Source organism: Streptomyces niveus (genome assembly GCF_001723055.1).
GTDB classification, from domain to species: domain Bacteria; phylum Actinomycetota; class Actinomycetes; order Streptomycetales; family Streptomycetaceae; genus Streptomyces; species Streptomyces niveus.
The window spans coordinates 1-20,928 of record NZ_MDCR01000093.1 but is presented as its reverse complement, the minus strand read 5'-3'; the positions used below and the strand labels follow the sequence as shown (position 1 = coordinate 20,928).

The following is a 20,928-nucleotide window of genomic DNA, read 5'->3' as shown; positions in this document are numbered from 1 at the left end:
CACGCACCAGACGCCCGACGGTGAGCCCGTCGGGCGTCTGGTGCGTGCCGCCGTCAGTGCTGGGACGAACCCGAGAGCTGGAGGCCGATGACGCCGATGATGACGAGCGAGATCGAGACAATCTTCAGCGTGGAGACCAGGTCGTCCAGGAAGACCATCCCGTAGATCGCCGTGCCGGCCGCGCCGATACCCGTCCACACCGCGTACGCGGGCCCCACGTCGAGCTTCTTGAGCGAGAGGGTCAGCAGACCGAAGCTGGCGAGCGCGAAGGCCGCGAACGCGAGCGTCGGCCAGAGCCGGGTGAATCCGTGCGAGAGCTTGAGACAGACGGCGAAGCCCGTCTCCAGCAGCCCCGCGACTACCACCAGCAGCCACGCCATCGTCTGTGCCTCCCGCATCGGTGACCGCACGTTCTCGATGTGCCTTCGATATGCCTTGGTACGCCTTGACAGACCTTGCCAAGACTTGGTGAGTTTATGCACTCATCAAGGCTTGCGAGCGGCAAACATCGCGGGATCAGTCGCCCTCGCGCCGCTCTCGCGTGGAGAGCAGCCGGCGCAGCGAGTCGAGCCTCGACGGGTCGGCGTGACCGTCCGCCACCCACGCGTCCAGCGCGCAGTCCGGCTCGTCGTGGCTGCACCCGCGCGGGCAGTTCTCCGTTCCCGGCACGAGGTCCGGGAAGGCCAGGATGACGCGGGACGGGTCGACGTGGTGCAGACCGAAGGAGCGGATACCGGGAGTGTCGATCACCCAGCCGTCCACCTTCTCCAGCGGCAGCGCGAGCGCGGACGTGGTGGTGTGCCTGCCGCGCCCGGTGACCGCGTTGACCTGCCCGGTCGTACGGCGGCGGTCGTCCGGCACGAGCGCGTTGACCAGCGTCGTCTTGCCGACGCCGGAGTGCCCGACGAACGCGGTCATCCGGCCTTCGAGGTATTCGCGTACCCGGTCGGCCGCCTCGCCCGTGGCCAGTTCGTCCCGTCGTGTGACGACGTAACGGATGCCCAACGGCCGGTAGGTCTCCAGCAGTTCGTCCGCCGACGCGAGGTCGGACTTCGTCAGGATCAGCAGCGGTTCGAGGCCCGCGTCGAAGGCGGCGACCAGACAGCGGTCGATCAGCCGGGGGCGCGGCTCGGGGTCGGCGAGCGCGGTGACGACGGCGAGTTGGTCGGCGTTGGCGACGACCACGCGCTCGAACGGGTCGTCGTCGTCGGCCGTGCGCCTCAGTACGGAGCGGCGCTTCTCGATCCGTACGATGCGCGCCAGCGTGTCCTTCTTGCCGCTGAGGTCCCCGACGAGCATCACCTGGTCGCCGACCACGGCGGCCTTGCGGCCCAACTCGCGCGCCTTCATCGCCAGGACGACGGTGTCGCCGACCAGACACGTCAGCCGGCCCCGGTCGACGGTCAGCACCATGCCCTCGGCCGCGTCCTCGTGCTTCGGACGGATGTTGGTGCGCGGCCGGTTGCCCTTGGGGTTGGGGCGGGAGCGGATGTCGTCCTCGTCGGGGTTCTTGCCGTAGCGCCGCATCGCGTCAGGCTCCCGCTCCCGCGAGCATCTCGGTCCACATCTCCGGGAAGTCGGGCAGGGTCTTGGACGTCGTCGCGACGTTCTCGATCTCCACGCCGTCGACGACGAGGCCGATGATCGAGCCGGCCGTGGCCATGCGGTGGTCGTCGTACGTGTGGAAGACGCCGCCGTGCAGGGGGCGCGGGCGGATCGTGAGGCCGTCGGCGGTCTCGGTGACGTCGCCGCCGAGTTCGTTGATCTCCTTGGTGAGGGCGGCCAGCCGGTCCGTCTCGTGGAGCCGCAGATGGGCGACGCCGCGCAGCGTGGAGGGGCCCTCGGCGAGCGCGGCGACCGCCGCGATGCCGGGGGTCAGCTCGCCGACCTCGCTCAGGTCGACGTCGATGCCGTGGATCCGGCCGCCGCCGGTGAACGTCAGCCCCCGCGAGGTCAGTTCGCAGGAACCGCCCATCTCGGTGAAGATCCGGCGCAGCGCGTCACCGGGCTGTGTGGTGCGGCTGGGCCAGTCCCGTACGGTCACCCGGCCGCCGGTCACGAGGGCGGCGGCGAGGAACGGCTGGGCGTTGGAGAGGTCCGGCTCGACGGTCAGGTCACGGCCCAGTACGGCGCTGGGCGAGACCCGCCAGACGTTCGGCTCGCCGCCGGTCTCCGGCTCGTCGACCTGGGCGCCGACGCGGCGCAGCATGTCGACGGTCATCCGGATGTGCGGCAGCGAGGGGAGGGTGGCGCCCACGTGCCGTACCTCGACACCCTGGTTGAAGCGCGGGGCGGAGAGCAGCAGCGCGGAGACGAACTGGGACGACGCGGAGGCGTCGATCTCGACGGTGCCGCCGTCCAGCGCGCCGCCGCCGTGCACGGTCAGCGGGAGCGAGCCGCGGGCCTCGTCGTCGATGCGGGCGCCGAGGGCGCGCAGGGCGTCGATGACGCCGTGGAGCGGGCGTACGTAGGAGCGGGGGTCGCCGTCGAAGTGGATGGGGCCGTCGGCGAGGGTCGCGACGGGCGGCAGGAAGCGCATGACCGTACCGGCGTTGCCGACGTCGACCGTGGCCGGGCCGTGCAGGCCGTTGGGGAAGATCCGCCAGGCCTCGCCGGTGAACGACGGGCTGCCGGCGCCGCGCGGGGGCGTCATGGAGCCGGCCGCCGCCGAGCTGGAGGAGACCGTCTCCTCGATGCCGACGCCCATCGCGCGCAGGGCGTCCGCCATCAGGAGCGTGTCGCGTGAGCGCAGGGGGCGGCGCAGCCAGCCGGGTTCGGCGGCGAGCGCGGCGAGGACGAGACCGCGGTTCGTGACCGATTTCGAACCGGGCACGGTGACCGTCGCTTCGACGGCCCCGCTCGCGTAAGGGGCGGGCCAGAGGGCAGGGTGCACGGCGCTTTCGGTCATGGCCTTTACTTTAATGGCTGCACAACGACCGCGATCTCGATCAAATACGTTGAAATCGGGGCGTAATACGGAGGTGGTATGGGGGCACGCCACTGGCATGTGACCGTCTCGCGACCGGCACGCGGCCGGTTCGCGCCCTGCCCCGCGGCTCCCGTGGCTCGTTACAGGCCGAGCAGCCAGGTGCCTCCGCCGATCAGTGAGCACAGCGAGACGGCGTGGAAGAGGAACAGCCACAGCGCCGGCGGTACGTGCGTCAGGCGCGCGAGCTGGTCCGCGTCGGAGTCCGGGGCCCCGCCGTGCCGCCGCTTGGACTGGAGCTCGAAGGGCGGCCGTACGCCACCGAGCAGCAGGAACCATACGGCGGCGTACGCGAACGCGGCCTGCACGGTCGGACCGGTCAGCCAGGAGATCAGCAGAAAGGCCGCGCCCGTCACGACGACGGTGAGCGCCCCGTACGCGTTGCGGATCATGACCAGCATCACCAGCAGCAGGGCCGTCGCCAGCCACAGCAGCAGTGTGATGCGGTGCGAGGCGAGCAGCCAGGCGCCGCCGAGGCCGAGCAGGGACGGGGCCGTGTAACCGGCCGCCGCCGTGAGGATCATGCCGATGCCGGTGGGCTTGCCGCGGCTGACGGTGAGGCCCGAGGTGTCGGAGTGCAGCCGGATGCCGTCGAGCTTGCGGCCGGTGAGGAGGGCGACGAGGCCGTGGCCGCCCTCGTGGGCGATGGTCACGGCGTTGCGCGACAGCCTCCACAGGGCTCGCGGCCCGACGGCGGTGAGGGCGACGACGGCGGTGGCGATCACCAGCCACTCCTCGGGGGCGGGCTGGGTGCCGAAGACGCGATCCCACAGAGTGGCTATCGAGGCGGACGCGATGCCGCCGGAATCGGTGCTGATCATCGCTCGGGCGGCTCCTTGGGAGGGCGTACGACGGGTGATACGCCGGGTACGGGTCGGGCGCTGGGCGGGTGCGCTTGGGGTGTGTGTCGTCGAAGTGTGGCACCTGTGCGTGGGCCGCGACCGCCACACAGCGGCCGGAGGGTTTCAAGCCACGTGCGGTCAAGGGCAGTTCAAGTCTTGACGACACCCGAAGGCTGCTGCCATGGTCTAGACCTAGTAGAACATTGGAGTGGTAAGCCCTGCGACAGCGCTCCGCCGGACCGCCACCGGTCTTCTCCTGCTGTCGATGCAACTGTTCGTGCACCTTCGCGAGTTCCCCACACGCAGTGAGTCCGCAACGGGCCGACGCCGACCGCGTCGTCGGCGCCCGTCCCGTCGGACGTCGCCACGAAGGAGTTGTCATGCACAAGAAGACTCGTCTCGCGCTCATCCTGAGTGCGGCGGTCGCACCGATCATCGCCGTCACCCTGCCCGCCCCGACCGCCTCCGCGCACGGCTGGATCAACTCGCCCGCCAGCCGGCAGGACCAGTGCAAGACCGGAGTCGTCTCCTGCGGCGACATCAAGTGGGAGCCGCAGAGCGTCGAGGGCCCGAAGGGCCTGAAGAGCTGCAACGGCGGCGTCGGCCGGTTCGCCGAGCTGAACGACGACAACAAGGGCTGGCAGCGCCAGAACATCAGCGCCACCCAGACGTTCAACTGGACGCTGACGGCGCGGCACCGCACCAGCACCTGGCAGTACTTCGTCGGCAACACCAAGGTCGCCGAGTTCAACGACGGCGGCGCCCAGCCCGGCGCCAACGTGAGCCACAGCGTGAACTTCGGCAGCATCCGCGGCAACCAGAAGGTCCTGGCCGTCTGGAACGTCTTCGACACCGCGAACGCGTTCTACGCCTGCATCGACGTCAACATCCGCTGACCCAGGCGGAGTCGGAGCCGGAACACGTCCCTGTCGGGGCCGGGATCGCCTCCGGCCCCGACAGTGCTTTTCCGAGCGTCTCCGAGCTTCTCCGACCCGGTACGGGCGCCCGCCGACAGGACGACGGACAATCTGCGAGGGTGGGAGGCGTGTCGGTAGCGTGATCCGGCGTGGGTGCGTCGGCGGGTCGGATGGGTGGTTGAACATGTGCGGTCGGTACGCGGCGAGCCGGAAGCCGGAGGATCTCGTCGGACTCTTCGACGTCGAGAAGTGGGATCCCCCGGAGAGCGGCGGGACCCTCGCGCCCGACTGGAACGTGGCACCTACCAAAGAGGTGTACGTGGTCCTGGAGCGCCCCGTGAAGGGCGCCGACGATCCCGCCCCCGTACGGCAGCTCCGCACCCTCAGGTGGGGGCTCGTGCCCTCCTGGTCCAAGACGCCCGAGGGCGGCGCCCGGATGATCAACGCGCGCGCGGAGACCGTCCACGAGAAGCCCTCCTTCCGCCGCCCCTTCGCCTCCCGGCGCTGCCTCATACCGGCCGACGGCTACTACGAGTGGGTCACCGCCCCCGAGGAGCGGCAGCTGGAGGAGCAGGGCAAGAAGAAGCGGCCCCGCAAGCAGCCGTACTTCGTCACCCCGGCCGACGGGTCGGTCATGGCCATGGCCGGTCTGTACGAGTTCTGGCGCGACAAGACCCTGCCCGACGACCACCCCAACGCCTGGTGGGTGACCTGCTCGGTCATCACGACCGAGGCGGAGACCGGCCCGCTCGGCGTCGCCCCGGCCGACGGGCCCCGGTCGCTCGCCGACATCCACCCCCGAATGCCGCTGATGCTGACGCCCGACCGGTGGGACGCCTGGCTGGATCCGGCCCGCACGGACCTGGACGACCTGCGCGAGCTGCTGGCGCCGCCGCCGGAGGGGCTGATGCGCGCCTACCCGGTGGCGACGGCCGTCAGCAACGTACGGAACAACGGTCCGGAGCTGCTGGAGGAACTGGCCGCGCCCGAGGAGAGCACCCTCTTCTGAGGAGCGCCCTCCTCCGAGGGCGGCGCCTTCGCCAGGCCTGCTCACGGTGTGATCCTGGTGCCATGCAGAGCGAGATCGTCGACACTCCCGCGGGCGACGCCCGCATCACCTGGCATCTTCCCAAGAAGGCGACGGCGTCGAAGAAGACCGCGGCCGGCCTCGTCCTCGCCGTCAGCCACGGCGCGGGCGGCGGCATCGAGGCACGCGACCTCCAGGCGCTCGCCGCGACGCTGCCCGCGCTCGGCGTCACCGTGGCACTGGTCGAACAGCCCTGGCGGGTCGCCGGGAAGAAGCTGGCCCCCGCGCCCAAGACCCTCGACACCGGCTGGCGGGCGCTGTGGCCCGCGCTGGCCAGGCCCGGACTGCCCGTCGTCGCGGGCGGGCGCAGCGCCGGGGCGCGGGTGGCCTGCCGTACGGCGCGGGAGCTGGGCGCCCACGCCGTACTGGCGTTGAGCTTCCCGCTGCACCCGCCGGGCCGGCCTTCGAGGTCCCGCGCCGACGAACTGCTCGCGGCCGGGGTACCGACGCTGGTCGTGCAGGGCGGCAACGACCCCTTCGGGAAGCCCGCCGAGTTCCCCGAGTACGCGTTCGCGGGCGGCGGTCACGAGCTGCTTGAGGTGCCGTACGCCGACCACTCCTTCGCCGTCCCCAAGCGGGCCACCCTCACCCAGGACGAGGCCCTCACCCTCCTTACGGACGGCGTCGGGAAGTGGATCCGGTCACAGTCGGCCCGTTGACGGAGCGTGCACGCGTACCCGGGAATGAGTCGTAGGCGGCGGCTGTTGTGCCAGATGTCGGTACACAGATCCTGGAAAGGGAGTCCGTCGCATGGGTTCGACCATCTGCCCCGCCCGGTCGCACGCCACCGAAGTGGAGTGGACGGTGCTCTCCGCACCCAGGACCGCGCCCGCCCGGCCGTCGGTCGAGGCGGCCACGAAGCCCGCCCCGGCACAAGGTCGACTATTCTCCGATTCGAGTGGGTCCGCCTTCGGGCCTGCCACAGCGTTGGAGGAGGTGGGTCCGGTCACTGGGACCGACACAGGGACCGACGACGGCCACAGGGAAGAGTCCGCCGCCGAGCGCAACGCCCGCTTCGAGCGGGACGCACTCGGCTATCTCGACCAGATGTACTCGGCCGCACTGCGCATGACGCGCAACCCGGCCGATGCCGAGGACCTCGTGCAGGAGACCTACGCCAAGGCGTACGGCTCCTTCCACCAATTCCGTGAGGGCACCAACCTCAAGGCGTGGATGTACCGCATCCTCACCAACACCTTCATCAACTCGTACCGCAAGAAGCAGCGTGAACCCCAGCGCAGCGCCGCCGAGGAGATCGAGGACTGGCAGCTGGCGCGCGCCGAGTCGCACATGTCGACAGGTCTGCGCTCCGCGGAGTCCCAGGCGCTCGACCACCTCCCGGACTCCGACGTGAAGGAAGCGCTCCAGGCGATTCCCGAGGAGTTCCGTATCGCGGTGTATCTCGCCGACGTAGAGGGCTTTGCCTACAAGGAGATCGCGGACATCATGGGGACACCCATCGGTACGGTGATGTCGCGACTGCACCGTGGCCGGCGTCAACTGCGCGGCATGCTTGAGGACTACGCCCGCGAGCGCGGGCTCGCCCCGGCCGGCGCCGGTGAGTCCTCGGATGATCGGAAAGGCTCGGGCTCATGAGTTGCGGAGAGCCGCACGAGACGGATTGCACCGAAGTTCTCGACCATCTTTACGAGTACCTCGACCGGGAGATGCCGGACAAGGACTGCACCAAGTTCGAGGAGCACTTCGACGAGTGCTCGCCGTGCCTGGAGAAGTACGGGCTCGAACAGGCCGTGAAGAAGCTGGTCAAGCGCTGCTGCGGACAGGACGACGTGCCGACCGATTTGCGGGCCAAGGTCATGGGCCGGATCGACCTCATCCGGGCCGGCCACGCCGTGCCCGAGCGGGACGTGACGGACGTCGGCTCGGACGAGCCGGCCACCGCCGGCGAGTAGCCGGCCCCCGGCCGCAGCACTCGCTCGGGCTGAACTCCCGCCCGCTTCACGCCTACGGGGCGCGCCGCACATGTCGCGGCGCGCCCCGCGTGTGTTTTCGTACGCATCACCCGATGGTGCCAATCGCCGCCGTCCGCCGGTGACGCCGTGTCCAACTCGCTAGCCTGACCCTCTGTTTGAGGCCCTCCTTCGGGGTCGGCGCCGAGGCAACGTCTGCGGGGTGAGGGCGGGGTGAACGCCATTCCGGGAGCGGCGCGCGCGTACATCTGCTGCGCCGTGCTGGGCGCCCTCGCGTGCGTGCTGCCCGTGTCCGCCCTCCCCGGTCCGCTCGACCCGGACGGCCCCTGGCCCGCCGTCCTGCTGCTCGGCACGCTGTACGCGCTCTGCGAGGCACCCGCCCGCTGCCGCTTCCTCGGCAGGTCGGTACGCGGGTCGGTGCCCGTCACCGCCGGATCGTTCTTTCCCGTACTGCTCGCGGCGGCGTTCCTGCTGCCGCCCGCCGCCGCCGCGCTCGTGGCCGTCCCCGGCGCCCTCTGCGGCCGGGTCGCGCAGCGCCCGGCCGGGGTTCGCCGGGTATGGCGCGCGGCCCAGCTCGCCATCGCCACCTGGGCCGCCGCCCGGGCCCACCGGCTCCTCGACGGTCCCGCGGCGCTGGGCGGCACCGCGCACCCCGGCCACGCCGCCCCCGGGATCCCCGACTTTCCGTACGCCCTGCTGCCCGCCGGGGCAGGGGCGCTCGTCTTCTGCCTGGTCCTGAGCGCGCTCGACGGCGGCGTCTTCGTGACCGCCGAACGGCAGCCCGTCCGCACCGCCTGGCGCGGTCTGCTGGGGCGCTCGCTCGCGCCGTACGGCGCCCACGCCCTGGCCGGACTGATGATGGCCGTCCTGTGGCGCAGCCCGTACGGTCCGCTCTCCGCGCTCTTCGTTCTGCTGCCCATGTACATCTCCTGCTGGGTCTTCGCGCAGTACCACCGCGAGCGCGCCGCGCACCAGGCGACCATCAGAGCGCTCGTGCAGGCCGTCGACCTCAAGGACCGTTACACGCGCGGCCACAGCGAACGCGTCGGCCGGGCGTCGGCGATGATCGCCCGCGAGCTGGGGATGGACGGCGAGCGCCTGGAGGTCCTGCGGTTCGCCGGGATCCTGCACGACGTGGGCAAGCTCGGCGTCCCCACGCGCGTGCTGCGCAAGGACGGGCCGCTGACCCCGCAGGAGCGCCGCGTCATCGAGCTGCACCCCGAGTACGGCCACGAGATCGTGCGCGGCATCGGCTTCCTCGGCGAGGCGCGGCTGGCGATCCTGCACCACCACGAACGGCTCGACGGCAGCGGCTATCCGTACGGCCTGGCGGGGGCCGAGATCCCCGAGTTCGCGCGGGTCGTCGCCGTCGCCGACGCCTTCGACGCGATGACGTCGACCCGCTCCTACCGGCGGGCGCGGCCGGTGGCGACTGCGGTGGCGGAGTTACGGCGGTGCGCGGGCACCCAGTTCGACCCGCGGATGGTGCGGGCGCTCGTACGGGCACTGGACCGGTACGGCTGGCAGACGGCGGTCACGTCGGACGAGACGGGGTCCGGGCCGGAGCCTCCGCCGCATCCTCCGTTGGAGGCGACGGCCGCCGGGGCGCTGCTCGGGGCGCCGCGGAAAGCCCCCGGCGCGCCTGCCGCGCCGCGAAGAGGCGCGCCGCGAGAAAACGTACCGCCACCGCTGGGCCCGGACACCCTCCGTCGGACACCACCACCCGGAGGTCGCCCGTGAACGTCCCCCAGCGCCGACTGCCGTGCGCCGTCACCCGGTCGCGGATGTCCTCGATCGCCGGACGGGCTGATTCCGTCGGCCGGCGCCGTCGAAGACCTGTCAGCCGCCGGACCGTCCTCGTGGGCCCCGCCAGGGGTGGCGCGGGCCTCCGCCGCCGCGGCGGTCGCCGATGAACCCTCCGAAGACTTGTTCGCCCCGGCCCGCCCCCACCGTCGCCGCCGTCCACGGCGCCGCGCTCGTGCTCGCCGTGCTGGGCCTCGGGTGGACCCTGTGGCACGGGGTCACCGAGCCCCGTACCGCCCTCGCCTTCGGCGTCCTCGTCACCGTCGGCGAACTCGTCCGCCGCAGCGCCACCCTCCCCGTCGAGCGCGAGCCCGCGCCCCTCGGGGCCGCCGGAGCCCTCGCGTACGCCCTGCTCGGGCAGAGCGCGGGCCGGCCGGCCGAGCACGGTGTCCTCCAGACCGTCGCCGTCGTCGTCGCGGCGGTCCTCGTCGGAGCCGTACCGCAGCTCGCCCGCGGCCGTGGCCCCGCGCGCGACCATCTGGCGCGCCGTGTGCTCACCGTCGGCTTCGCGGCCGTCTGCTTCCAGCCGTTCGTCGCCCCGGGCGCGTGGGGGACCTGGGTCGGCGAAGGCCCCTGGTACGCGCTCCTGCTCCTCCTCCTACTGATGCTGACCGCCCTGTGCGACGCCGTCCTCGCCGCGCTGCTGCTGCGCGCCCGCACCCGCCACCCCTACGGCCCGCTGCTCCGCGACGAACTGCGCGCCCTGATGGGCATCGGCTCGGCCGTCTGCGCGACCGGCGCGGTCATGGCCCTCGGCGTCGCCGTCGCGGGACTGTGGGCGCTGCCGGTCTTCTGCGTGCCGCTGCTGCTGACACAGCTGTCGTTCCGGCGGTACGCGGCCGTCCGCACCACCTACGGCCAGACCATCGCCTCGCTCGCCCGCGCCACCGAGATCGCCGGATACACCCGCCACGGCCACGCCCACCGGGTCGCCGAGCTGAGCCGCGCGGTCGGCCGTGAGCTGGGGCTCTCCGGGGCCGAGCTGACCGTCCTGGAGCACGCGGCGCTGATGCACGACATCGGCCAGCTGTCGCTCGTCGATCCGGTGCCCGACGGCGCGACCGCCCTGCTGCCGGTCGCCGAGCAGCGCCGGATCGCGCTGCTCGGCGGGGCCGTCGTACGCCAGACCGGGGTCCCGCCGGCGGTCGCCGTCGTCGTGGAGCGGCAGGCCGACCCGTACCGGGAACAGCCGCTGCCGGCCCGGATCGTCCGCACCGTCAACGCGTACGACGATCTCACCGGTGCGCGCACGAGCGGCCCCTCGGGGGCGTCCGGGCCGCTCAGCGCCCTGGAGCGGCTGCGCCTCGGCACCGGCCACGACTACCAGCCCGAGGTGGTCGAATCTCTGGCGCGCGTCCTTCTCCGCGGTGGTCTGACCCCTGGTCGGGCTGGGTAACCCATGGGTAAGGAGCGAGCGTCCGACCGGGCATGGTTGGATGCGAAGAGGAGTCCAAGAGGGTGTCTTGGGGGCACAGACCCGAGCGACCGGCAGGCGGGAATCGTGAAGATCTTCGGGAAGGTACGGCATCGGCCCTCCGCCTCGTGGCGGCAGGCCACCGACCGCGCGTTCACGCTGATCGGCGACGGACGGTACGAGGACGCGGGCGCGCTGCTCACCCGGGCGGCGGATCTGGAGCCCTGGCTCTCCGAGTCCTGGTTCAACCTGGCGCTGCTGCACAAGTTCCGGCACGACTGGGAGCAGGCGCGGGCCGCCGGGCTGCGGGCCGTCGCGCTGCTCGACAAGGAGACCGGGGCACCCGACTGGTGGAACGTCGGCATCGCGGCCACCGCGCTCCAGGACTGGCCGCTGGCCCGCCGGGCCTGGCAGGCGTACGGGCTCAAGGTCCCCGGCAATCAGTACACGTCCGCGGCGACCGGCGAGCCGGTCGGTATGGAGCTGGGCAGCGCGGCCGTGCGGCTCTCGCCCGAGGGCGAGGCCGAGGTCGTCTGGGGCCGCAGGCTGGACCCGGCCAGGATCGAGATCCTGTCCATCCCGCTGCCGTCCTCGGGCCGCCGCTGGGGCGAGGTCGTCCTGCACGACGGCGTGCCGAACGGCGAGCGGACGACCGCCGCAGGGTCGGGCGGCTCCGCGCGGGCCTTCCCCGTCTTCGACGAGATCGAGCTGTGGGCCCCCTCGCCGGTGCCGACCTGGGTCGTACTGCTGGAAGCGGCGACCGAGTCCGACCGGGACGCCCTGGAGCGGCTGGCGGCCGACGCGGGCTTCGCCGCCGAGGACTGGTCGTCCTCCGTACGACTGCTCTGCCGGGCCTGCTCGGAGAGCCGGATGCCGAGCGCCGAGGGCGACGGCGAGCACCTGGACCCGCACGACCACAGCGAGCCGGGACACCCCGGACCGCTCGGGCATCGTACGGAGGGTGAGCTGTGGGTCCCCGAGCGCGAGTGCGGGATAGCCGCGCCGCCCGGACTGGTCCGCGGCCTGCTCGACGGCTGGGTCGCCGACAGTCCGGAGACGCGTGAGTGGCGGGATCTGGAAGAGGTCTGCTGACGTCCTCCCGCTGACGTCCTCCCGCCGACGTCCTCCTACAGAGGTCCGCAGGGGGTATCCGGGCCATCGCGGCGGACGGCGCGGCTGCGGGCCGTAGGCTGTACGGGCACATCGCGCGGCAGCGGTGTACGGCAGCAGCGGGTACCGAGGAAGGCGTACTGCGGACATGGCGCAGCAGGAGACGGACCAGAAGACCGAGGGCGGGGCCTCCCAGGCGGAGCGGGGAGACGGGTTCGTCGCGGGCGGCGAGACCCCCGTGGAGGGCGCGGGGCTCGTGGACGACGAGGGCTTCGTCGTCGATTCGCAGGACGCGGAGGCGCGTGAGCTGGCCCACCGCGAGCGCGGTACGTCCCGCCCGATCACCGTCGTCGGCAATCCGGTCCTGCACAAGGAATGCCAGGACGTCACCGAGTTCGACGACAAGCTCGCCGCGCTCGTGGACGACATGTTCGCGAGCCAGCGGACGGCGGAGGGCGTGGGGCTGGCCGCCAACCAGATCGGCGTGGACCTGAAGGTCTTCGTCTACGACTGCCCGGACGACGACGGGGTGCGGCACGTCGGTGTCGTGTGCAACCCGGTGCTGGACGAACTCCCGCCGGAGGAGCGCAACTTGGAGGACGGCAACGAGGGCTGCCTGTCCGTCCCGACGGCGTACGCGGAGCTGGCGCGGCCCGACTACGCGGTGGTCCGCGGCCAGGACGCCCAGGGCAAGCCGATCAAGGTGCGCGGCACGGGCTACTTCGCGCGCTGCCTCCAGCACGAGACGGACCATCTGTACGGATACCTGTACATCGACCGGCTCTCCAAGCGTGACCGCAAGGACGCCCTGCGGCAGATGGAAGAGGGCACGCCGCGCTACGAGGTCGTGCCGAACGCCTGAGTGCGTGATCGCACCGGTGCCGCAGTGCCCGTGACGCTTCGCGGCCCCGTTCCGGATCTCCCGGAGCGGGGCCGTCGGCGTTCCCGCTGACCGGGGCGGGGTCCGGCGCCGTCGTCATTGGTTCGACAAATATCCCTGGTCGACGCCCGGTTGACGCGCGTCGACCCTTCCGACACTCTCTGCCGTACATCTCGCCTTGCCTTGACTCTGGAGACCCGATGTTGCGACGTACCTCACGACTACTGCTCAGTCTTGTCATGACCCTGACGTTCGCCTGGGCGGGCGCGGTGGCCACCGCCGGCACCGCGCAGGCCGACGGCTGCTACACCTGGTCCGGCACCCTCTCCCAGGGGTCCAGCGGCGCCGCCGTGACCCAGCTCCAGATCCGGGTCGCCGGGCACGCCGGCAACGGCGCCGTGCTCGCCATCGACGGCGCGTACGGACCGGCGACCGCCGCCGCGGTCAAGCGCTTCCAGTCCGCGTACGGGCTGGCCGCCGACGGCGTCGCCGGCCCCGCCACCTTCAACAAGATCTACGAGCTCCAGGACGACGACTGCACGCCGATCCACTTCACGTACGCCGAGCTGAACAACTGCAACTCCGACTGGTCGGGCGGCGCGGTGAGCGCGGCGACCGCCAAGTCCAACGCCCTGCGCACCATGTGGAAGCTGGAGGCGATGCGGCACGCGATGGGCGACCAGCCGCTCCGGGTCACCAGCGGATTCCGCTCGGTCGCCTGCAACAACGCGGTCGGCGGAGCCAGCAGCAGCCGTCATCTGTACGGAGACGCTGCCGACATCGGGTCCGGACCGCACACCCTGTGCTCGCTGGCCCAGAACGCGCGGAACCACGGCTTCAACGGCATCCTCGGCCCGGGGTACCCCGGTCACGACGACCACGCGCACGTCGACCACCGCTCGGGCCGCTTCTGGTCGGCGCCGAGCTGCGGGATCTAGGGTCTGTTCGATCCGGGGGCCTCACGCGACGCGCGTGGGGCCCCTGAACGTGCGCCGGTAGCCGTTCGGGGTCGTACCGAGCGTACGCAGGAAGTGGTGCCGCAGCCCCGCCGCGTTCCCGAAGCCGGACCGGCCGGCGATCGAGTCCACGGTCTCGTCGGTCCCCTCCAGCAACTCCTGTGCCAGCAGTACGCGTTGACGCAGCAGCCAGCGGTACGGGGTGGTGCCCGTCTCCTGCTGGAAACGGCGCGCGAAGGTACGGGGCGACATATGGGCGCGCTCCGCGAGCTGTTCGACGGTCATCTCGCTGTCCAGATGCCGCTCCATCCAGGCCAGCACCCCGCCCACCGTGTCGCACGCGACGGGCAGCGGGCGCTCGATGAACTGCGCCTGCCCGCCGTCGCGGTGCGGCGGCACCACCATGCGCCGGGCGATCGCGTTGGCGACCTCGGGGCCGTGCTCCTGGCGTACGACATGGAGGCAGGCGTCGATGCCGGCGGCCGTGCCGGCGGAGGTGACGACGGGCCCGGCGTCCACGTACAGCACGTCGGGCTGCACGTCCGCCAGCGGGAAGGCCCTGGCCAGCTCGGCGGAGTGCATCCAGTGGGTGGCGCACCGGCGCCCGTCGAGCAGCCCGGCGGCGCCGAGGATGAACACGCCGGCGCACACACTGAGCACCCGCGCACCCCGGTCCACGGCCCGGCGCAGCGCGGCCAGCAACTCGGGCGGATAGTCCCGGACGACGTACGTGTCCCCGGCCGGCACACAGATCAGATCGGCCTGTTCCAGCCGGTCGAGCCCGTGCAGCTCGGAGATGGTGAATCCGGCGTGGGTACGCAGGACGGGGCCCTCGGCGGAGACGACGGCGAAGTCGTAGACGGGCAGGCCCTGGGCGCTGCGGTCGAGGCCGAAGACCTCGCAGAGCACGCCGAGTTCGAAGGGATGGACTCCGTCGAGCAGGACGGCCGCGACGTTTTTCAGCATGGGAACAGTGTGGCAGTAATTCGATGGTTCATGACAGTCCTGCCACTGCTCTTTGTTCGGCGGAGCGAGGAGAGTGGAGCCATGAACACAATCGGTGGTTACCTCGTCGTACTCGCTCTTTTCGCCCTTCTCGCCCTGCCCGGTCTCATCGGGCACCTCAGGGAGCGCGCCATCGACCGCCAACTGCGGCGCGCGGAACACCAGGCCGGCGCTCCGGAGCCGCCCGCCGGCCGGTCACGGACGTATGCGCCAGAGCGGCGGCCGCGGCACCGACCGCGTACCACAGCAGGTCAGGCGCATTGAAGGTCGACCCCGCCGTACCTGGCGACATCCCCGCCGGCGACCACCCTGACCCCGAGCCCGGCCCCGACGATCCCCCCGGCGACCGCCGCGGCCACCAGCCGCGCACGCGCCAGAACCCCGATGTTCCCCATGGCGGGCAGCCTATGCGGCCGAGTCGCCGCGCCGCAGTTCCCAGGTTCGGAGGCGCACGACGCGGCCGTCGCTCTCGCGGACCACCGGGGGCTCGTCCGTGAGTTGGAAGCCCGTGGCGCGCGCGACCGCCGCGCTCGCCGCGTTGTCCGGGGCTATGCGGAGCACCGCGCGGTGGACCGAGGCGTTGCGGAAGGCGTACGGGAGCAGCAGGCGTACCGCCCGTGACGCCAGGCCCTTGCCGCGGTACGGGGCGCCGATTCCGTAGGCGAGTTCGACCTGGGAGCCGTCGTCCGCCGCCGCGAAGAGCAGCACCTCGCCCATGGGGGTGTGGCCGTCCGTCGTGATGGCGAGCTGGAGTGCCTGGCCCGCCGCGCGGCGTTCGCGGGCGCGGATCAGATACGCGCGTGCCGCCGCCTCGTCGAACGGCGAAGCGAGCGGTGTCCAGCGGGCCATCTCGGGCTCGTCGAAGAGCGCGGACAGGGCGGGGACGTCCGCCTCGGTCCATTCGCGGAGTTGAAGACCCTCGTGGGAGAACATGGGGTCATCGTGCACGAGCCCCGTGGGGCGTTCCACGGGGCTCGTGCACGATTTCGCTAGAAGTCGTCGTCGAAGCCGACCGTTCCCTCCACCGCCACCTGGTACGCCGACGGGCGGCGCTCGAAGAAGTTCGTCAGTTCCTGGACGCCTTGCAGCTCCAGATACGAGAACGGGTTCTCGGAGCCGTACACCGGCGCGAAGCCCAGGCGCTGGAGGCGCTGGTCCGCGACGCATTGCAGGTACTCGCGCATCGACTCCGTGTTCATGCCCGGCAGGCCGTCGCCGCACAGGTCGCGGCCGAACTGGAGCTCCGCCTCGACCGCCTCCCTCAGCATGTCGGTGACCTGCTGCTGGAGCGCGTCGTCGAAGAGTTCCGGCTCCTCCTTACGGACGGTGTCCACGACCTCGAAGGCGAAGTTCATGTGCATCGTCTCGTCGCGGAACACCCAGTTGGTGCCGGTCGCGAGCCCGTGCAGCAGACCGCGCGAGCGGAACCAGTAGACGTACGCGAACGCTCCGTAGAAGAACAGGCCCTCGATGCACGCCGCGAAGCAGATCAGGTTCAGCAGGAAGCGGCGGCGGTCCGCCGCCGACTCCAGGCGGTCGATCGTCTCGACCGAGTCCATCCACTTGAAGCAGAACTGCGCCTTCTCGCGGATCGAGGGGATCTCCTCGACCGCGTCGAACGCCGCCGCGCGGTCCGCCGGGTCGGGGAGGTAGGTGTCGAGCAGCGTCAGATAGAACTGGACGTGCACGGCCTCCTCGAAGAGCTGGCGGGAGAGATAGAGCCGCGCCTCGGGGGAGTTGATGTGCTTGTAGAGCGTCAGCACCAGGTTGTTCGAGACGATCGAGTCGCCCGTCGCGAAGAACGCGACCAGCCGGCCGATCATGTGCTGCTCGCCCGGGGAGAGCTTGGCGAGGTCGGTGACGTCGGAGTGGAGATCGACCTCCTCCACCGTCCAGGTGTTCTTGATCGCGTCGCGGTAGCGCTCGTAGAAGTCCGGGTAGCGCATGGGGCGCAGCGTCAGTTCGAAGCCCGGGTCGAGCAGGTTCTTCTCAGCGGCAGGGGTGGAACTCATTACTGGCAGGCCTCGCAGGACTCGGGGTTTTCCAGGGAGCAGGCGACGGCGTCGGACACAGCCGGGACGACCGCCACCGGTTGAGACGCCACCGGTTGCGACGTCGCCGCGCGGGCGATGCGCGTCGCGGGGCGTGAGCGCAGGTAGTACGTGGTCTTGAGCCCCTTCTTCCAGGCGTACGCGTACATCGAGCTGAGCTTCCCGATGGTCGGCGTCTCCAGGAACAGGTTCAGCGACTGGCTCTGGTCGAGGAACGGCGTACGCGCCGCCGCCATGTCGATGAGGCCGCGCTGCGGGATCTCCCACGCCGTGCGGTACAGCTCGCGTACGTCGGCCGGGATCCAACTGAAGCCCGCCACCGAGCCGCCCGACTCGCGCAGCGCCTCGCGGGACTGCGCGTCCCACACACCGAGCCGCTTCAGCTCCGCCACCAGATACGCGTTGACCTGGAGGAACTCACCCGACAGCGTCTCGCGCTTGAAGAGGTTGGAGACCTGCGGCTCGATGCACTCGTAGACGCCCGCGATGGAGGCGATCGTCGCGGTGGGCGCGATGGCGAGCAGCAGGGAGTTGCGCATGCCGGTCTTCGCGACCCGCGCCCGCAACGCGTCCCACCGCTCGGGCCAGTTGAGCGCCACGTCGTAGTGGTCCGGGTGCAGTACGCCGCGCGCGGCGCGCGTACGGTCCCAGGCCGGCAGCGGCCCCTCGCGCTCGGCGAGGTCGCACGACGCCTCGTACGCGGCGAGCATGATCCGCTCGGCGATACGGGTGGAGAGCGCAGCGGCCTCCGGGGAGTCGAACGGCAGCCCCTTCTTGAAGAAGACGTCCTGGAGGCCCATCACGCCCAGACCCACGGGGCGCCACTTGGCGTTGGAGCGCCCGGCCTGCTCGGTCGGGTAGAAGTTGATGTCCACGACCCGGTCGAGGAAGGTCACGGCGGTACGGACGCTGTCGTCCAGACGCTCCCAGTCCAGCTCGCCGCCGCCGGCCTCGCCCGGCTCCGTGACGAACGCGCCGATGTTGACCGAGCCGAGGTTGCAGACGGCCGTCTCGCCGTCGTCCGTGACTTCGAGGATCTCCGTGCACAGGTTCGACGAGTGCACGACGGTGCCGGGCTCGGCGGTCTGGTTCGCCGTACGGTTCGACGCGTCCTTGAAGGTCATCCAGCCGTTGCCGGTCTGTGCGAGGGTGCGCATCATCCGGCCGTACAGCTCCCGCGCGGGGATGGTCCTGCGGGCCTTGCCCGCCGCCTCGGCCGCGCGGTACGCCGCGTCGAAGTCGTCGCCCCACAGGTCGACCAGCTCGGGCACGTCGGAGGGGGAGAACAGCGACCAGTCGCCGTCCGCGTCGACCCGGCGCATGAACTCGTCGGGGATCCAGTGCGCGAGGTTCAGATTGTGCGTACGGCGCGCCTCCTCACCGGTGTTGTCGCGCAGCTCCAGGAACTCCTCGATGTCCGCGTGCCACGTCTCCAGGTAGACGCAGGCCGCGCCCTTGCGCCGGCCGCCCTGGTTGACGGCGGCGACGGAGGAGTCGAGCGTGCGCAGGAACGGCACGATGCCGTTGGAGTGCCCGTTCGTGCCGCGGATCAGCGAACCCCGGGCGCGGATACGGGAGTACGAGAGGCCGATGCCGCCCGCGTGCTTCGAGAGGCGGGCCACCTGGTGGTAGCGGTCGTAGATCGAGTCCAGCTCGTCCAGCGGGGAGTCCAGCAGATAGCAGGACGACATCTGGGGGTGCCGGGTGCCGGAGTTGAAGAGGGTGGGGGAGGAGGGGAGGTAGTCGAGCCGGCTCATCAGCCCGTACAGCGCGGAGACCTCGTCCACGGCGGCCGGGGAGTCGTCCTTGGCCAGCCCGGACGCGACGCGCAGCATGAAGTACTGCGGTGTCTCGATGACATCGCGGGTGATCGGGTGCCGGAGCAGATAGCGGCTGAAGAGGGTACGGAGACCGAAGTAGCCGAAGCGGTCGTCGGCGGCGGGGTCGATCAGCGCGTCGAGCCGGGCGGCGTGGCGGGTGACGAACGCGGCCGTACGGTCGGCGATCAGACCCTCGGCGTGGCCCACGGCGATCGAGGAGGAGAAGGAGACGGCGCCCTGGCCGGCGGCCTCGTCCGCGATCGTGCGGGTGAGGAGGCGGGCGGCGAGCCGGGAGTACGCGGGGTCCTCGGAGATGAGCCCGGCGGCGGCCTCGGTGGCGAGTCCACGCAACTCGGCCTCGTCCGACGCGGCGTTGCGGCCACGGAGCGCGGCGGCGGCGACCTTGCCGGGGTCGGTGTCGGGGAGGTCGGCGGTGAGGTCCGTGAGGACCCGCAGCAGACCCGTCCCGGGTCCGTCGGCCGGCCCGGCGGCCGTCTCCCGTACCCGCTCGGAGATCGCTGAAGCCGGATCGGCTGGCGCGATGGTCACGTGGTGCTCTCCCTCGCTCGGCTCTGGGCCAGGGGGAGGGCACGGCGGCGCGCGCCCGCGTACGCCGGCCCGGAAGCGGGCGGCGAGCGGCGCGGCGTCCACCGGCCCTGCCTCGGGGCCCGGACGTCTCGGCACCCGGATCGGTCGAACCGGATGCGTCGTCGGCAGGTACTCGGACTCACGGGGCGCGCAAAGCGCACCACAGCACACCGTTGCGGGACAGTTCCGGATTTCCACCGGATTCTCCTGCGGCGACAACAGACTTGAGCATACATGTGGGGCTCGTTGGGAGCGGCACCCCCCACATGTTGTGTCGCGGGTGATTCGCTTGCCCTGAATCGGCCCCGAAACGCCTTAGATTTCCAGGCTGTACGTGAGCAGCGAGAGCCCGGGAACGGGCGACCAGTCCCGCTCCGGGGTCCGTACGAAGCCCAGCCGCTCGTAGATCCGGTGGGCGCCCAGCATCGCCTTCTGGGTGGACAGCCGCACCCGTACGCACCCCTCGGTGGCCCGCGCGCGGGCCACGCACTCCCGTACCAGCGCGTCGCCGACGCCCCGCCCGCGCGCGGCGGACGCGACGGCCAGCATCCGGAACTCGGCCTCACCGTCCCCGGCCACCTCGGCCCACGCGGACCCGGCGACGACGTAGGCCACCCCACCGAGGACACCCCCGCCCTCGCCCGCGTCGACGGCCACGAGCACCTCGGCCCCGGCGGCCCGCCCCGCGACATCCCGGAGCCGCTCCAGATAGGGGTCGTCCGCGCCGAAGTCCAGCAGCCCGTCATCCAGATAGGCCCGCGCGGTGATCTCCCCGAGAACGGCGTATTCAGCGGGCTCGACGGCCCTGATGATGAAGCCGGTGTCCGGCCGTGTCGTCTGATCCATCCTTGAAGTGTGCGACACGGCTACGACAGCGGACTGTCGGAGGGCGCCGCTATCGTTGGGTACGGAGCAAGGAGGGTCCATGACCGTGACCACTGACCGGAACCACCTGGAGACCAGCGTCTTCGACGAGCTGACCCGGATACTGGCCCGCACGGATGAGCGCGTGCGTATGGAACTCATCGACGGGAAGCTCAGGAGCAAGGTAGTGCCGGACGGGGACCACGGGCGCATCATCGAGTGGCTGCTTCGCATTTGCATGCAGTCGCGGCCGGAGCTTTTTCTGTACCCGGATCAAGGGCTGAAGGTGCAGGCATACCGCAGTGGCCGTGCGCGGCCGGACGGGTCTCTGGCTCCCAGCGGCGCTTTCGTCGGTCAAGGCGAGTGGGCCGACCCCGGCCCCGTTCTGATGGCTGTCGAGGTCACCTCGTATGACTCCGACACCGACACGCGCGACCGGACGGAGAAGCCCCGCGCCTACGCCGAGACCGGCATTCCCGTCTATCTGCTGATCGACCGGGACTCCTGCGAGGTGACGGTCTTCAGCGAGCCGGACGGCGTCCGCTATGAAAGCGCCCGCACCGTCCCGTTCGGCAAGACCGTGGTTCTGCCCGGCCCGGTGGACATCACTCTGGAGACCGAGCAGCTCAAGGACTGGGTGCGCTGACCACCCCGCACGGCGAAGGGCCGCCGTC

21 protein-coding genes and 1 riboswitch are annotated in these 20,928 nt (G+C 71.3%); of the genes, 11 read left to right on the top strand and 10 right to left on the bottom strand.

Annotated features, from left to right (window positions below):
• Positions 1 to 53 precede the first annotated feature (53 nt).
• The 4 genes from BHU15_RS12710 to BHU15_RS12695 all read right to left on the bottom strand — a co-directional run bounded on the left by BHU15_RS12710 (position 54) and on the right by BHU15_RS12695 (position 3,807).
• On the bottom strand, positions 54 to 380 hold the full coding sequence (locus BHU15_RS12710; RefSeq protein WP_031229629.1) for a DMT family transporter: 327 nt from the start codon (positions 378 to 380) through the stop codon (positions 54 to 56).
• Positions 381 to 516: 136 nt separating this feature from the next.
• On the bottom strand, positions 517 to 1,527 hold the full coding sequence (gene rsgA / locus BHU15_RS12705) for a ribosome small subunit-dependent GTPase A (RefSeq protein WP_069627282.1): 1,011 nt from the start codon (positions 1,525 to 1,527) through the stop codon (positions 517 to 519).
• A 4-nt stretch (positions 1,528 to 1,531) separates the two neighbouring features.
• Entirely contained in the window at positions 1,532 to 2,908 is a 1,377-nt protein-coding gene (gene aroA / locus BHU15_RS12700; RefSeq protein WP_069627281.1) for a 3-phosphoshikimate 1-carboxyvinyltransferase, read from the bottom strand.
• A gap of 161 nt (positions 2,909 to 3,069) precedes the next feature.
• Positions 3,070 to 3,807 carry a M50 family metallopeptidase gene (locus BHU15_RS12695; protein WP_069627280.1) on the bottom strand — a complete coding sequence of 246 codons (738 nt, stop codon included), beginning with the start codon at positions 3,805 to 3,807 and terminating at the stop codon, positions 3,070 to 3,072.
• A gap of 401 nt (positions 3,808 to 4,208) precedes the next feature.
• On the opposite strand from BHU15_RS12695, the gene BHU15_RS12690 reads away from it, so the two are divergent.
• The 10 genes from BHU15_RS12690 to BHU15_RS12645 all read left to right on the top strand — a co-directional run bounded on the left by BHU15_RS12690 (position 4,209) and on the right by BHU15_RS12645 (position 13,908).
• Positions 4,209 to 4,724 (top strand): lytic polysaccharide monooxygenase auxiliary activity family 9 protein, encoded by a 516-nt coding sequence (locus tag BHU15_RS12690; protein WP_069627279.1) that lies wholly within the window; start codon positions 4,209 to 4,211, stop codon positions 4,722 to 4,724.
• Positions 4,725 to 4,929: 205 nt separating this feature from the next.
• Positions 4,930 to 5,754, top strand: a complete 825-nt coding sequence (locus BHU15_RS12685; RefSeq protein ID WP_069627278.1) for an SOS response-associated peptidase — start codon at positions 4,930 to 4,932, stop codon at positions 5,752 to 5,754.
• Between the two features lie 62 nt (positions 5,755 to 5,816).
• A complete protein-coding gene (locus BHU15_RS12680; RefSeq protein WP_069627277.1) occupies positions 5,817 to 6,491 on the top strand; it encodes an alpha/beta hydrolase family protein in 675 nt (224 codons plus the stop codon).
• 277 nt (positions 6,492 to 6,768) lie between these two features.
• On the top strand, positions 6,769 to 7,428 hold the full coding sequence (locus BHU15_RS12675; protein WP_069627276.1) for a sigma-70 family RNA polymerase sigma factor: 660 nt from the start codon (positions 6,769 to 6,771) through the stop codon (positions 7,426 to 7,428).
• On the top strand, positions 7,425 to 7,745 hold the full coding sequence (rsrA, locus tag BHU15_RS12670; RefSeq protein WP_069627275.1) for a mycothiol system anti-sigma-R factor: 321 nt from the start codon (positions 7,425 to 7,427) through the stop codon (positions 7,743 to 7,745). Before BHU15_RS12675 ends, rsrA begins: the two co-directional genes overlap by 4 nt.
• Positions 7,746 to 7,976: 231 nt before the next feature.
• A complete protein-coding gene (locus BHU15_RS12665; RefSeq protein ID WP_079128103.1) occupies positions 7,977 to 9,503 on the top strand; it encodes an HD-GYP domain-containing protein in 1,527 nt (508 codons plus the stop codon).
• 169 nt (positions 9,504 to 9,672) lie between these two features.
• Entirely contained in the window at positions 9,673 to 10,962 is a 1,290-nt protein-coding gene (locus BHU15_RS12660; protein ID WP_069627274.1) for an HD-GYP domain-containing protein, read from the top strand.
• Positions 10,963 to 11,067: 105 nt separating this feature from the next.
• Positions 11,068 to 12,072 (top strand): tetratricopeptide repeat protein, encoded by a 1,005-nt coding sequence (locus tag BHU15_RS12655; protein WP_069627273.1) that lies wholly within the window; start codon positions 11,068 to 11,070, stop codon positions 12,070 to 12,072.
• 166 nt (positions 12,073 to 12,238) lie between these two features.
• Complete coding sequence (def, locus tag BHU15_RS12650; RefSeq protein WP_079128102.1) at positions 12,239 to 12,952, top strand: peptide deformylase; 714 nt, start codon at positions 12,239 to 12,241, stop codon at positions 12,950 to 12,952.
• 218 nt (positions 12,953 to 13,170) lie between these two features.
• Positions 13,171 to 13,908, top strand: a complete 738-nt coding sequence (locus tag BHU15_RS12645; protein WP_037783821.1) for a D-Ala-D-Ala carboxypeptidase family metallohydrolase — start codon at positions 13,171 to 13,173, stop codon at positions 13,906 to 13,908.
• A 21-nt stretch (positions 13,909 to 13,929) separates the two neighbouring features.
• Here the strand turns inward: BHU15_RS12645 and BHU15_RS12640 are convergent, their stop codons facing one another.
• From BHU15_RS12640 to BHU15_RS12620, 6 genes are all read right to left on the bottom strand, one after another.
• The gene (locus BHU15_RS12640) at positions 13,930 to 14,892 is read right to left on the bottom strand and encodes a GlxA family transcriptional regulator (RefSeq protein WP_069627272.1); all 963 of its coding nucleotides are present in this window, start codon (positions 14,890 to 14,892) and stop codon (positions 13,930 to 13,932) included.
• 290 nt (positions 14,893 to 15,182) lie between these two features.
• Entirely contained in the window at positions 15,183 to 15,326 is a 144-nt protein-coding gene (locus tag BHU15_RS39215) for a hypothetical protein (RefSeq protein ID WP_255293097.1), read from the bottom strand.
• 10 nt (positions 15,327 to 15,336) lie between these two features.
• Complete coding sequence (locus BHU15_RS12635) at positions 15,337 to 15,864, bottom strand: GNAT family N-acetyltransferase (protein WP_069627283.1); 528 nt, start codon at positions 15,862 to 15,864, stop codon at positions 15,337 to 15,339.
• 56 nt (positions 15,865 to 15,920) lie between these two features.
• Positions 15,921 to 16,943: a ribonucleotide-diphosphate reductase subunit beta gene (locus tag BHU15_RS12630; protein WP_069627271.1), complete on the bottom strand. Its 1,023-nt coding sequence runs from the start codon at positions 16,941 to 16,943 to the stop codon at positions 15,921 to 15,923.
• A complete protein-coding gene (locus BHU15_RS12625) occupies positions 16,943 to 19,351 on the bottom strand; it encodes a ribonucleoside-diphosphate reductase subunit alpha (RefSeq protein WP_069627270.1) in 2,409 nt (802 codons plus the stop codon). Before BHU15_RS12625 ends, BHU15_RS12630 begins: the two co-directional genes overlap by 1 nt.
• Before the next feature lie 158 nt (positions 19,352 to 19,509).
• A riboswitch (adenosylcobalamin-variant (AdoCbl-variant) riboswitch) is annotated at positions 19,510 to 19,609 on the bottom strand.
• A 96-nt stretch (positions 19,610 to 19,705) separates the two neighbouring features.
• Positions 19,706 to 20,236 (bottom strand): GNAT family N-acetyltransferase, encoded by a 531-nt coding sequence (locus BHU15_RS12620; protein WP_069627269.1) that lies wholly within the window; start codon positions 20,234 to 20,236, stop codon positions 19,706 to 19,708.
• 79 nt (positions 20,237 to 20,315) lie between these two features.
• Here BHU15_RS12620 and BHU15_RS12615 point away from each other — a divergent pair, with 79 nt between their 5' ends.
• The gene (locus BHU15_RS12615) at positions 20,316 to 20,900 is read left to right on the top strand and encodes a Uma2 family endonuclease (RefSeq protein WP_069627268.1); all 585 of its coding nucleotides are present in this window, start codon (positions 20,316 to 20,318) and stop codon (positions 20,898 to 20,900) included.
• Positions 20,901 to 20,928 lie beyond the last annotated feature (28 nt).